This is a genomic window from Nocardia sp. NPDC003482 (genome assembly GCF_053588115.1).
Map to the genome: position 1 here is coordinate 77,800 of NZ_JBSFPI010000025.1, position 15,068 is coordinate 92,867.

The window sequence follows — 15,068 nt, forward strand, 5'->3', positions numbered from 1 at the left end:
ATGTCCGACCACAGCCATCCGACCACGTTCCCACTCACCGCGGCGCAGCGCGCGATCCGAATGCTCCAGCGGTTGTCCGGCTCGACCCCGATGACGAACGCCCTCGCCGTGGAGCTGGCGGGTGAGCTGGACGCGGATCTGCTGGCCGAGGCGTTCCGCCGGGCGCTGGACGAATTCGAGATCGCCCGCACCCGCATCCTCGAGGTCGACGGCGAGCCCGTGCAGACGGTGGCGGCGTCCGCGCCCGACCCGGTGCGGCGGCTCGACCTCACCGGCGAGCCGGATCCCGTCGCGGCGGCCCGGGAGTGGATGCGGTCGGAGTACCGCGCGCCGGTCGATCCGCTGCGGGATCCGCTGGTGGCCGGGGCGCTGCTGCGGGTCGGCGAGCGGCGCTGGTTCTGGTATCTGCGGGCCCATCACATCGCCATGGACGGGACCGCCGCGATCAACATCCTGAGTCGCGCGGCCCGGCTGCACGCGGCGGCGCTGGCGAGCGAAAGCCTTGCGCCGCAACGGATTCGGTCGATCGGCGAGATCGTCGACGCGGACGCGCAGTACCGGAGTTCGGAGCGTTTCGACGAGGACCGCGCGTTCTGGTCGAAGTATCTGGCCGAGTTGCCCGAACCGGTCACCCTCGCCGCGCGCGGCGCGCTGGCCGAGGAGCATCCGCTGGCCGTCGGCGGCGTGCTGTCCGCGGAGTGCAACGCGGCCCTGCGGGACGCCGCCGCGGCGGGTTCGGGCGGTCCGGCGGTGCTGGTCGTCGCCGCAGTCGGCGCGTTCCTGGCCCGCACGACCGGCGCCGAGGAGGTCGTGCTGAGCCTGCCGGTCTCCGCGCGTGTGACCGCGTCCATGCGGCGCTCCGGCGGAATGGTGGCCAATATCGTGCCGTTGCGGATCGCGGTGCGCCCGGACGCCACGGTCGGCTCGCTGGTCGAGGCGGTGCGGCGCGAACTGCTGGAGGTGGCCCGGCATCAGCGCTACCGGCACGAGGATATGCTGGCCGACTCGGAAAGCGTTGCGCGACACCGGCATCAAGCGTTCGGACCGATGGTCGACCTGATGATCCTCGACACCGAACTGGTCGTCGGCGGCCACACCGGACGCCTGGAGGTGCTCAGCCCGGGGCTGATCTCGGATCTGTCGGTGAACGTGTACCCGGCCGCGGGCATCGGGAGCACGCGGGTGGACTTCTTCGCCAACCCCGCCGTCTACACCGGCGACGAACTCGCCCGGCACCATCGTCGTTTCCTCGCCTTCCTCGACGATTTCGCGCACCGCGCGGCCGAAAACCCCACGGCCCGCGTCGATTCCGTCGACCTGCTCGGGGACGAGGAACGACGGCTGCTGGCCGCCTGGGGCGACGGCGGCCCCGGCCCGGGGGAACGGACCCTGCCCGAACTGTTCGCGCGGGCCGCCGCCGAACATCCGGATCGGCTCGCGGTGGGCGACGGCGCGCGGGAGTGGACCTACCGGGAGCTGGACGAGCTGACCAACCGGTTCGCGCGGGCGTTGATCGCCGCCGGCGCCGGGCCGGAAACCGTGGTGGCGCTGGCGCTTCCGCGTTCGTCGGCGTGGGTGCGGGCGGTGTGGGCGGTCGCGAAGACCGGCGCCGCGTTCGTCTCGCTCGACCCCGGCCATCCGGTCGAACGCAACCGCGGGATTCTGGCGGACTGCGGCGCGAAAGTGGTTCTGGCCGAATCGTTTCCGGCGGGCTCCGGCCTCCGGGTACTGGATCCCGACCGAATCGATCTGTCGTCGCACGACGCGGCGCCGATCACCGACGCCGAGCGACGCGGTCCGGTGCGGCCGGACAATATCGCCTACATCGTCTACACCTCCGGCTCGACCGGCGTGCCGAAGGGCGTCGCCGTCACCCACGCCGGGATCGCCGGGGTCGCCGCCGCCCAGCTCGACCATTACCGGGTCGACGCCCGCTCGCGCGTATCCGCCGTCGCCGCACGGACTTTCGACGCCGCCGTCCTGGAGCTGCTGCTCGCGGTCCCGGCGGGCGCGGCCCTGCTGATCGCCCCGCGCGACGTCTTCGCCGGGCCGCCGCTCGCGGAGTTCCTGCGCGCGCGGCGGATCACCCACGCGTTCCTGTCGCCGACCGTCGGGCTCTCGGTCGACCCCGAGGGGCTCGACGACCTCCGCGTCCTGCTGACCGGCGCCGAGGCGTGCCCGCCCGCGCTGGTCCGCCGGTGGGCCGGAACCGATGCCGCCGGGCGGCGCGAGCTGTACAACATGTACGGGCCCAGCGAGGCCACCATCTGGGTGACCGACGCCGGGCTGCGGCCCGGGAATCCGGTGGCGCTGGGCGCGCCGCCGCCCGGTGTGCGGCTGCTGGTGCTCGACGGCTGGCTGCGGCCCGTCCCACCCGGCGCGGCGGGCGAACTGTACGTCTCCGGTCCCGGCGTGGCCCGCGGGTACCTGAATCGGGCGGGGCGCACGGCGTCGTCGTTCGTCGCCGACCCGTTCGGCCCGGCCGGGTCGCGCCTGTACCGCACGGGTGATCTCGTGCGCTGGGAACGCGGCGTGCTGATGTTCGTGGGGCGCGCGGACTTTCAGGTCAAGATCCGCGGGCAACGGCTGGAACTCGGCGAGGTCGAGGCGGCGCTGGCCGAGGCGGACGCGGTGCGTCAGGCCGTGGTGACCACCCACGACGGCGCGCACGGGATACGGCTGGCCGCCTACGTCACCGCCGCCCCCGGCCACACCCTCGATCCGGTCGCGGTGCGGCGAGCGGCGGCCGATCGGCTGCCCGGGTACATGGTCCCCGACACCGTGACCGTGCTCGACGAGTGGCCGCTCACCGCGAGCGGGAAGGTCGATCGCCGCGCGCTGCCCGCGCCGCCGTCGCCGGTCTCGGACTACCGCGCCCCCGCCACGGCCGCGGAGGAGGCCGTGGTCGCGGCGTTCACGGAGGCGCTCGGCGTCGAGCGGGTGGGGGTGGACGACGACTTCTTCGCCCACGGCGGGAATTCCATTACCGCGACCCGGGTTTCGTCCCGACTGAGCGCCGCCACGGGCCGCGACATCGGGGTGCGGGACGTGTTCGACGCGCCGACCGCGGCAGAGCTGGCGCGGCTGCTCGATACGCGCGCGACCGGTCCGGTGCCGGAGCGGCCCACGCCCCGGGAGCGGCCCCGGCACGTGCCGCTGTCGTACGCGCAGGCGCGCATGTGGTTCGCCGACCGCTTCGAACCCGGCGCCGCCACCTACAACATCCCGTTGGCGCTGCGGCTCACGGGACCGCTGGACCGGGCAGCGCTGGCCGCCGCGCTCGCCGACGTGGTCGCCCGGCACGAGACGCTGCGCACCCGCTACCCGGATGTGGACGGGGTGCCGTACCAGGAGGTGCTGCCGCCGACGGCCGCCCCCGACCTCGTGCCGCGCGATATCGATCCGGCCGAACTGGACGCCGCGATGGCGGCGGAGGCCCGGCGCGGATTCGATCTGTCGGTGGATCCGCCCTTGCGCGCCACCGTGTTCCGATGCGGCGCGCACGAGCACGTCGCGGTGTTCGTGGTGCATCACATCGCCGCGGACGGCTGGTCCATGGATCCGTTCCTGCGGGATCTGACGGTGGCGTACACGGCGCGCCGCGCCGGACGGGAGCCGGACTGGACCCCGTTGCCTGTGCAGTACGCGGATTTCGCGCTGTGGCAGCGGGAACGACTGGGTGAACCCGACGACCCCGACAGTGTGCTCGCCACGCAATACCGTTACTGGGCAACGGAATTGGCCGACGCGCCGCAGCCGACCCGGCTGCCGCTCGACCGGCCCCGCCCGCCCGTGCCGAGCAGGCGCGGCGACGCCGTGGAGTTCACCGTCGAACCGCCGCTGCGGGCGGCGTTGCACCGGCTGGCCCACGACCATCAGGTGACGGTGTCGATGGTGACGCAGGCGGCGCTGACCGTGCTGCTGTCGCGGCTGGGGGCGGGTACCGATATCAGCATCGGCGGCCCGATCGCCGGGCGCACCGACGAGGCGCTGCACGACCTCGTCGGATTCTTCGTCAACACCTGGGTGCTGCGCGTGGACCTGTCCGGCGGCCCGCGCTTCGCCGAGGTGCTCGACCAGGTCCGGCGAAAGGCGCTGGCGGCGTACGCGAATCAGGACGCCCCGTTCGAGCGGCTGGTGGAGCTGCTCAACCCGGTGCGGTCCACCTCCTACAATCCGCTGTTCCAGGTGTCGCTGGCGGTGCGGGACACCCCGCTGCCCGCCGTCGACCTGCCCGGCCTGCGTGCCGCATACCTGACCGCCCCGACCGGGACGGCCAAGGACGATCTGCACATCGATCTGATCGAGGCGCCCGCCGCGTCGGCGCTCGCGGGCCGCGTCGAATACGCCACCGATCTGTTCGACCGCGCCACCGTCGCCGACTTCGCCGAACGATTCCAGCGGGTCCTGCGCGCGGTGACGGCAGAACCGTCCGCGTCCGTGCTCGATATCGAGCTGCTCGCTCCCCACGAGCGCGAAACGCTGCTCGCACAGGAGGTTTCGCGCACCGACACCGCACCGGACACGACGGTGGTGGGGGAGTTCCGCGCGCGGGCCGCCGCCCGGCCGGACGCGATCGCGCTGCGCTTCGAGGGCGGCCGCCTCACCTACGCGGAGTTGAACGCCCGATCCGACCGCCTCGCGCGTGAACTCGCCCACCGGGGCGTGCGCCGGGGTGAGCTGGTGGCGATCGCGCTGCCGCGCTCCCCGGAGGTGGTCGTGGCCCTGCTGGCCGTGCTGAAGACGGGCGCGGCGTATCTGCCGATCGACACCGAATACCCCACGGCGCGTATCGAATTCATCCTCGCCGACGCGGATCCGCGCATCGTGCTCGGCACGGCGGAGACCGTCGCGGCCCTGCCGCCGGCCGATCGGGCGCGACTGTGCCTGGACTCTGTCGACCTCGGTCACGGCGACCCGTTCGAGCGGGCCGACGTTCCTCATCCGGGCGACGCCGCGTACGTGATCTACACCTCCGGCTCCACCGGCCGCCCGAAAGGCGTTGTGATCGACCATGATTCGCTGCTGAACATGGCGCGGCACGCGTGGCCCGGCGGGGCGGGCGAACGGGTGCTGCTGCATTCGTCGATGGCCTTCGACGCCTCCGCCTACGAGATCTGGCCCGCGCTGGTGGCGGGGACGACGGTGGTGATCGCCGCGCCGGGACGCCTCGAGGTCACGGAGCTGGTCGGGCACGACGTCACCGCCGCCTTCCTGACCACGGCGTTGTTCGAGCTGCTGGCCACCGCCGGACCCGAGGTGCGGGCCGATACGGTGCGCCAGGTCGTCACCGGCGGCGACGTACTCGGCCCGGCGACGGTGGCCCGGTTCCGCGAGCGCTGGCCCGGCGTGGAGATCGTCAACGCCTATGGCCCCACCGAGAACACCGTGGTGTGCGTGGCGACCGGCCCGCTCATCGATACCGTGTCGATCGGCCTGCCGGTGCCGAATGTGCGGGCCTACGTGCTGGACGAGCGGCTGCGACCGGTCCCGGTCGGCGTGGCGGGCGAGTTGTACCTCGCGGGAGCGCAGGTCGCGCGCGGATACCGCGACCGGACCGGGCTGACCGCCGCGCGCTTCGTGGCCTGCCCGTTCACCGCGGGCGAGCGCATGTACCGCACCGGTGATCTGGTGCGCTGGACGCGCGCGGGGACGCTGGAGTTCGCGGGCCGGACCGACGATCAGGTGAAGATCCGCGGCTACCGGATCGAACCCGGCGAGATCGAGGCCGTGCTGCTCACCCATCCGGCGGTCACGCAGGCCCTGGTCGTCCCCCACGCGGACGGCGACCTCGCGGACAAGCGGCTGCTCGCGTACGTAGTGGCGGATTCGCCCGCCCCGGCCCTCGCGCGGGACCTGCGGCGGTTCGCCGCGGATCGCCTGCCGGACTTCATGATTCCCGCGGCGATCACGGTGCTGGCCGAGTTCCCGTTGACCCCCAATGGCAAGGTGGACCGGCGGGCGCTGCCCGAACCGGTTTTCGCGGCGGACGACCGGCGCGCCGCGTCCACCCCCGCCGAGGAACTCGTGGTCGCCGTCTTCGCCGAGGTGCTGGGCCTGGACCGGATCGGCGTCGACGACGACTTCTTCGCCGCGGGCGGGCATTCGCTCTCGGCGACCCGGGTCGCGGCGCGGGTGAGCGCCGCGCTCGGCGTGCCGGTGGGCGTGCGCGACGTGTTCGAGGCGGCCACCCCCGCCCGGCTCGCGCGGTCCTGCGCCGACCGCGCGACCGGGGCGCGGCGGCCCGCGCTCACGGCCCGCCCGCTGCCGCAGCGAATGCCGTTGTCCTACGCCCAATCCCGGATGTGGTTCCTCAACCGGTTCGAGGGCGCGGCGGCGACCTACAATATGCCCGTCGTGCTGCGGACGCGCGGCGATCTCGACCTCGCGGCGCTGGGCGCGGCACTCGGTGACGTGGCGGCCCGGCACGAGACGCTGCGGACCGTGTTCCCGGACGTCGACGGGGAGCCGTATCAGCGCATCCTGCCCGCCGCCGAGGCCGTACCGTCGCTGGCGACGCGCGCGATCGATCCCGCCGACCTCGAGCCGACCGTCACCGAGCTGGTGCGGCACGGTTTCGATCTGGCCACCGAACTGCCGTGGCGAGCGACGGTGCTGCACACCGGTTCTCGCGAACAGGTGCTCGTGCTGGTCGTGCATCACATCGCGGCCGACGGCTGGTCGGCCGCGCCGCTGGTGCGGGATCTGTCCGCCGCCTACGCCGCCCGGCACGAGGGCCGCGCGCCCGAGTTCGCGCCGCTGCCGGTGCGATACGCGGACTACACGCTGTGGCAGCGGGACCACCTCGGCGACGAATCCGATCCGGACAGTCCGATGGCGACCCAATTCCGTTACTGGCGAACGGAATTGGCGGACGCGCCGCGAACGGTCACCCTGCCCGCGGATCGGCCGCGCCCGCCCGTGGCGAGCCACCGCGGCGATATCGTCGAATTCGGCCTCGACGCCGAGCTGTACGCGGCGGTGCGGCGGCTGGCGCGCGAGCGGCAGGTGACGGTATCCATGCTCATGCAGTCCGCGCTGGCGGTGCTGCTGTCCCAGCTCGGCGCGGGCACCGATATCAGCATCGGCGGACCCATCGCCGGACGCACCGACGAGGCGCTGCACGACCTCGTCGGGTTCTTCGTCAACACCTGGGTGCTGCGGGTCGATCTGTCCGGCGATCCCCGCTTCGACGAGGTGCTCGCGCAGGTCCGCGGCAAGGCCCTGGCGGGCTACGAGAATCAGGACGCGCCGTTCGAGCGGCTGGTGGAGGCGCTGCACCCGGAACGGTCGGCGGCGCATCATCCGCTGTTCCAGGTGTCGTTCGCCTTGCAGAACAATCCGCTGCCCGAACTGCGCATGGCCGACCTCGCCGTCGAGTACGTGCCGACCGGTACGGGGACAGCCAAATTCGATCTGCACGTCGACCTAACGGAGAACGCCGCCGCCGCGCCGCTCGCGGGCCGGATCGAATACGCCACCGACCTGTTCGACCGCGACACCGTCGAGGATCTCGCCGCCCGGTACGTGACCCTGCTGCGCACCGTCACCGCCGAACCCGAGGCGCCGATCCACCGGATCGATCTCCTCGCCTCCGGCGAACGCGAACTGCTGCTGCGGGATCGGAACGACACGGCGCTGCCGCTGCCCGCCGAACCGACGCTCACCCGGCTGTTCGCGCGGCGGGTGGCGGCGGCCCCGGACGCGGTGGCCGTGCTGGCCGGGGACACGAGGCTGACCTACGCTGAACTCGCGGAGCGTGCGGATCGGTTGGCGCACAACCTGACCGAGTACGGCGTGGTCCGCGGTTCGGTGGTCGCGGTGGCGCTGCCCCGGTCGGTGGATGTGGTGGTGGCACTGCTGGCGGTGGTGAAGGCGGGGGCGGCGTATCTGCCCATCGATCCCGAATACCCCTCGGCCCGTACCGAATTCATTCTCCGCGACGCCGCACCGCGGCTCGTGCTCACCACCGAGCGGACCGCCGCGACCCTCCCGCTCGACGGGCACGCGCCCCTGTGCGTGGACGCCGTCGCGCCCGGCGGCGGTGCCGTTCCCGATGTCTGCGCGCCCGGCGATGCCGCGTATGTGATCTACACATCGGGGTCGACCGGTCGCCCGAAAGGCGTTGTGGTGGAACACCGGGCCGTGGTGAACATGGCCCTGTCGGGGTGGCCCGGCGGCGCGGGCGAGCGGGTGCTGTTGCAGTCGTCGCTGGCCTTCGACGCGTCCGCCTACGAGATGTGGCCGGTGCTGCTGGCCGGGTCGACGCTGGTCGTCGCGCCCGCGGGCCCGCTCGATCCGGCCGTGCTGGCGCGGACCGTCGCCGACCACGGCGTGACGACCCTGTTCGCGGCCACCGCGTTGTTCGAGGTCCTGGCGACGGCCGGGCTCGAGGCGAACTCCCTGCGCCAGGTGGTCACGGGTGGGGACGCGGTGAGTCCGGCGGCGGTGGCCCGATTCCGGGAGCGGTGGCCCGGCGTCGCAATCGCCAATGCCTATGGGCCCACGGAGAATACGGTCTGCGTCACCACCTACGCCGTCCCCGGCGATTTCGCGGCCGATCGGGTGCCGATCGGGGCGCCGGTGCCGAATGTCCGTGCCTACGTGCTGGATTCGTGGCTGCGGCCGGTGCCGCTCGGCGTGCCGGGCGAATTGTATGTCAGCGGAACCCAATTGGCGCGCGGCTACCTCGGACGGTCCGCGCTGTCGGCGGCCCGCTTCGTGGCCTGCCCCTTCGGTTCCGGCGAGCGCATGTACCGGACCGGCGACCTGGTGCGCTGGACCCGGGCCGGGGTGCTCGAATTCGCGGGCCGCGCCGACGATCAGGTCAAGATCCGCGGCTATCGGATCGAGCCGGGTGAGGTGGAATCCGCCCTGCTGACCCATCCCGCGGTGACGCGGGCCGTGGTTATCGCCCGCGGCGCGGGCGCCGCCGACAAACAGCTGATCGCCTACGTCGTCCTCGCCCGCCCCGACACCACGCCGGAGGAGATCCGCGGATTCGTGGCAGAACGCTTGCCGCGCTTCATGATTCCCGCGGCGATCGTGCCGCTGGACGAACTTCCCCTCACTCCCAACGGCAAGGTGGACCGCCGCGCCCTGCCCGATCCGCAGCCGACGACCGTGAGCCATCGGGCACCGTCGACCGTTCTGGAGGAGATCGTCGCGGGGATCTTCGCCGAGGTTCTCGGCCTCGACCGCGTCGGCGTGGACGACGATTTCTTCGCCGTCGGCGGCCACTCCCTCTCGGCGACCCGGGTGGCCGCCCGGCTGACCGCGACCACGGGCACCGAGGTGGGGGTGCGGGACGTCTTCGATACGCCCACCCCCGCCCAACTGGCCGCCTCGATGTCCGCCCGCGCCGGAACCGGCACGCGCCCGGCCCTGCTCGCGACCCGGGAACGCCCGGACCGCCCGCCGCTGTCGTTCGCCCAGCTCCGTATGTGGTTCATCAACCGCTTCGAACCCGACTCCCCCCTCTACAACGTCCCCTTGGTCGTCCGCCTCACCGGTCCCCTGGACACCGCCGCTCTCACGGCCGCCTTCCTCGACCTCCTCGCCCGTCACGAAACCCTCCGCACCACCTTCCCCGACCTCGACGGCGAGCCCTACCAGCGCGTCCTTCCGGTCGAGGCACTCGCCGCGTCCCTCCCGACGGCCGCCCCGCCCTTCGCCGAGTCGGTCGCGGTGTCCTCGCCCGAATCCCGCGCGCCCGAGGGGGCGGGGCCGACATCCATCCCGGCATACGCCGTCGAGCCCGGGGAGGTGGAGGCGGCGATCGCGAGCCTGGTCGGCCGCGGCTTCGATCTCGCCTCCGAGCCGCCGGTGCGAATCACCGTGCTGCGGACCGGAACTCGGGAACACCTGCTGGTCGTGGTGCTGCATCACATCGCCGCGGACGGGTGGTCGGCCGCACCGCTCATGCGGGATCTGTCGGCGGCCTATGCCGCGCGGCGGGCCGGGCGGGATCCGCGGCTGCCCGCGTTGCCGGTGCAGTACGTCGACTTCACGCTGTGGCAGCGGGAGAGCCTCGGCGCGGAGGCCGATCCGGACAGCCCGATGGCGCGCCAATTCCGGTACTGGCACGAGGAATTGGCGGACGCGCCGCAACCCATCACGCTGCCCCTCGACCGGCCGCGACCACCCGTGGCGAGCCATCGCGGCGACACCGTCGAATTCACCGTCGACGCCGCGACCCACGACGCGCTGCGGCGCGTCGCCCGCGAGCGGCAGGTCACGGTGTCGATGCTCGCGCAGTCGGCGCTGGCGGTGCTGCTGTCCCAGCTGGGGGCGGGCACCGATATCAGCATCGGCGGACCCATCGCCGGGCGCACGCACGACGCGCTCGACGAGCTGATCGGGTTCTTCGTCAATACCTGGGTGCTGCGGGTGGACCTGTCCGGCGGCCCGCGCTTCGATCAGGTGCTCGCGCAGGTGCGCCGAAAGGCGTTGTCCGCCTACGAGAATCAGGACGCGCCGTTCGAGCGGCTGGTGGAGGCGCTGCACCCCGAACGGTCGGCGGCGCATCACCCGTTGTTCCAGGTGTCGTTCGCGGTGCAGGACAACCCGCTGCCCGACCTGCGCCTGGCGGACCTCGAGGTGGAGTTCGTCCCCACCGACACCGCCACCGCCAAGGTCGATCTGCACGTCGATCTCCGGCCGGTCGGCGCGGAGCTGGCGGCCCGGATCGAATACGCCACCGACCTGTTCGACCGCGAGACCGTCGAGGACATCGCGCAGCGGTACCTGACCGTGCTGCGCACCGTCACGGCCGATCCCGCGATCCCGCTCCCGCGCATCGAGGTCGTCACCCCCGACGAGCGAAATCGCCTGCTGCGCACATGGAATTCGACGGCCGCGCCGCTGCCCGCCGAGGCCACACTGCCGGACGTGTTCCGTCGGCGGGTCGCGGCGCACCCCGACGCGGTGGCGGTGGTGTCCGGGAACGAGCGGATCACCTACGCCGAGCTGGCGCGGCGCGCGAGCGGACTGGCCGCCACGCTCGCCGGGCGCGGCGTGCGCCGGGGCGAGTTGGTGGCCGTCGCCCTGCCGCGATCCCCGCAGGTGGTGGTCGCGCTGCTGGCGGTCGCCGAGGCGGGCGCGGCGTATCTGCCCATCGATCCCGAATACCCCAGCGCGCGTATCGAATTCATTCTCACCGATGCCGCGCCGCGGCTCGTCCTGACCACCACGGAGACGGCCGCGCGGCTCCCGCTCGCCGACGATTCCGCTCTGTGTCTGGACGACACGCACCCGGACGAGGCCGGGAATCCCGTCGTGATCGAACCGCCCGGACCCGCCGACGCCGCCTACATCATCTACACGTCGGGTTCGACCGGACGCCCGAAAGGCGTCGTGGTCGAGCACCGTGCCGTGGTGAACATGGCCCGGTACGGCTGGCCCGGCGGCGCGGGGGAGCGGGTGCTGTTGCGGTCCTCGCTGGCCTTCGACGCGTCCGCGTACGAGATGTGGCCCGTCCTGCTCGCGGGCGCCACCCTCGTGGTCGCGCCCCCCGATCTGCTCGATCCGATCGCATTGCTGCGCACCGTGTCCGAGCATCGCGTCACGACGATGTTCGCCGCCACCGTCCTGTTCGAGGTCCTGGCCGCGGTCGGGCCCGAGGCGACGAGCGATTCGCTCCGGCAGGTCGTGACCGGCGGCGACGCCCTCGGCCCCGGCGCGGTCGCGCGCTTCCAGCAACGGTGGCCCGGCGTCGCCATCGCCAACGCGTACGGGCCGACCGAGAACACGGTCTGCGTGACCACCCACATCCTGCCCGCCGACTTCGACGCCGACCGGGTGCCGATCGGCGCGCCCGTGGCGAATGTCCGTGCCTACGTGCTGGATTCGTGGCTGCGCCCGGTCCCGGCCGGTGTCGCGGGCGAATTGTACGTCGCGGGAACGCAACTGGCGCGCGGCTACCTGCGCCGCCCGGCGCTGTCGGCCGCGCGCTTCGTGGCCTGCCCCTTCGGCACCGGGGAACGCATGTACCGGACCGGTGATCTGGTGCGCTGGACCCGCGGCGGCGTGCTGGAATTCGCCGGACGCGCCGACGATCAGGTGCAGATCCGCGGCTACCGGATCGAACCGGGCGAGGTCGAGGCGGCCCTGGCCGCGCATCCCGCGGTCGCCCGCACGGTGGTCGTCGCGCACGGCACGGCGAGCGACCGGCAACTGGTCGCCTACGTCGTCCTCGATCCCGCCGCGTCCGGGATCGGTGCGGGCGAACTCCGGGAGTTCGTGGCGGCCCGGCTGCCCGGTTTCATGGTTCCCGCGGTCATCGTGCCGCTCGAGGAGTTCCCGCTGACCCCGAGCGGCAAGGTGGACCGGCGCGCGCTGCCCGCACCGCGGCCCGTCGCCTCGACCTACCGCGCGCCCGCCACGGCCCTGGAGGAATCCGTCGTCGCGGTGTTCGCCGCCGTGCTCGGTGCCGAGCGGGTCGGCGTCGACGACGACTTCTTCGCGCTGGGCGGACATTCGTTGTCCGCCACCAGGGTTGCCGCCCGCCTGTCCGCCGCCATCGGCGTCCGCGACGTCTTCGAGGCCCCCACTCCCGCTCGCCTCGCCGCCCTGCTCGCCGGGCGTTCCACCGCCACCGACGCCCCCGCCCTGACCGCGCGGGAGCGCCCCGAGCGGGTGCCGTTGTCGTTCGCGCAGCAGCGCATGTGGTTCATCAACCGGTTCGAACCCGAGTCGGCGGCCTACACCATCGCCCTCGCGTTGCGCCTGACCGGACCGCTCGACATCGACGCGCTCACGGGCGCGCTCGGCGATCTGGTGGCCCGGCACGAGAGCCTGCGCACCGTGTTCCCGGACGAGGCGGGCGTGCCGTATCAGCTCGTTCTGCCCGTCGACGAGGCGGTGCCCGCGCTCGAGCTGAGCGAGGTCGCGCCCGAGGCGGTGGCGGCGACCGTGGCGGCATCCGTGCGTCGCGGCTTCGACCTGACGACGCGGCCGCCGCTGCGAATCCGATTGTTGCGCACCGGTTTCGACACGCATGTCCTGCTGCTCGAGCTGCACCACATCGCCGCCGACGGCTGGTCGCTGGCCCCACTGGCGCGGGATCTGTCGCGCGCGTACGCCGCGCGCCGGGCCGGACGCGGCCCCGACTGGGAGCCGCTGCCGGTGCAGTACGCGGATTTCGCGCTGTGGCAACGGGAAACCCTCGGCCTGGACTCCGATCCGGACAGTGTGCTCGCGGCCCAACTCGACTACTGGACACGGCAACTGGCGGGAGCGCCGGACCGGCTGGAGCTGCCCACCGATCGGCCGCGACCCGAGATCGCCTCGCAGCGCGGCGACACCCACGAATTCGCGTTCGACGCCGAACTGATCGAGCGGGTCCGGGAGACGGCTCGGGCGCAGGGCGTGACGGTCTTCATGCTCGTCCACGCGGCGCTGGCGCTGGTGCTGTCGCGCGCGGCGGGCACCGGGGACGTCACGATCGGCACGCCGATCGCGGGTCGCGGCGCGGCCGCCCTGGACGACGTCGTCGGCATGTTCGTCAACACGCTCGTGCTGCGCACCCGCGTCGACGAGTCCGAATCGTGCGCGCGGCTGCTGGACCGGGTGCGGCGTGTGGATCTGGACGCCTTCGCCCACGCCGATGTTCCGTTCGAGCGCGTGGTGGACGCCCTCGATCCGCCGCGCGGCCAGGCCCATCATCCGGTGTTCCAGGTGATGCTCGCGTTCCAGAACATCGATCTGGACCCGGAACCCGTGCGGTTGGCCGACCTCGAGGTCACCCCGTTGCCCGTCGAGCTCGGCATCGAACGGTTCGACCTCACCGTCACCGTCGCCGACCTCGAGCCCGGCGCACCCGGCGCGGTGCCCGTGCACATCGGCTACGCCACCGACCTGTTCGACCGGACCACCATCGAGGCGTTCGGACGGCGGCTCGAGCGCGCGCTGCGGGCACTGGCGGCCGACCCCGCCGCACCCGTGCGCGCGATCGACGTGCTGGAGGACACCGAACGAGAGTTGGTGCGGCGGTGGGGAGACGGCGGGGAGCCGGGTCCGCCGGTCCTGCTGCCCGAGATGTTCGACCGGGCGGCCGCCGACCACGCGGACCGCCCCGCGCTGGCCGACGCGACCGGCGAGTGGACCTACCGGGAGCTCGACGACTGGTCGAACCGGTGCGCGCGGGCGCTCATCGAGGCCGGAGCAGGGCCGGAAACGACTGTCGCCGTGCGTATTCCGCGCTCCGCGAGCTGGGTGCGGGCGGTGTGGGCCGTGGCGAAGACCGGGGCCGCGTTCGTCTCCCTCGATCCGGCGCACCCGGCGGAACGGAATCGGTTCGTCCTCGCCGACAGCGCCGCCACGCTCGTCCTGGTCGACGGCGAGAACCCTTCGGAGACAGAGCTTTCCGAGCGAGTCGAGCTCGTCCTCGATCTCGCGCGGCTCGATCCGTCCCGGTACAGTCCCGCGCCGCTCGCCGACGTGGATCGGCGTGGCCCCGTACGCCGGGACAATACCGCGTATTTGGTGTACACCTCCGGTTCGACCGGCGTGCCCAAGGGCGTCGCCGTCACCCACGCCGGGCTCCGGGCCGTCCCGCTCGGACAGTATCCGTGGTGCCGTCTGGACGCCGACTCCCGCGTCTGCGCCGTCGCCACCCGCACCTTCGACGCGTCCATCCTGGAACTGTTCTCGGCGGTCACCGTCGGCGCCCTGCTGGTCGTGGCACCCGTCGACGCCTACGCCGGGGCGCCGCTGACCGAATTCCTCGCGACCACCGGCACGACCCACGTCTTCCTCACCCCGGCCGTGGCCGCCACCCTCGAACCGCACCGACTCGACACCCTCCGCGTCCTGTTCACCATCGGCGAGGCGGTGCCCCCGGATCTGGTGACCCGCTGGTGGCGCACCGACACCGCCGGACAGCGCCTGGTGCACAACCTCTACGGCCCCAGTGAGACCACGGTCGCGGTGACCGGCGCCCCGCTGTCCCCGGACGCGCCCATCGCCATCGGCGGCCCCCTGTCGGGCGTACGGCTGCGGGTACTGGACGCGTGGCTGCGCCCGGTGCCGCCGGGCGTCGCGGGCGAGGTGTACGTCTCCGGCCCCGG

1 protein-coding gene (running past one end of the window) is annotated in these 15,068 nt (G+C 72.9%); it reads left to right on the forward strand.

The window, feature by feature from the left end; all coding sequences use genetic code 11:
* A protein-coding gene (locus ACWDSJ_RS31475) for a non-ribosomal peptide synthase/polyketide synthase (RefSeq protein ID WP_450036220.1) crosses the window boundary here: on the forward strand, positions 1-15,068 show its 5' portion. It continues 12,037 nt past the right edge of the window; only the first 15,068 of its 27,105 coding nucleotides appear in the window; its start codon is at positions 1-3; its stop codon lies beyond the right edge, outside the window.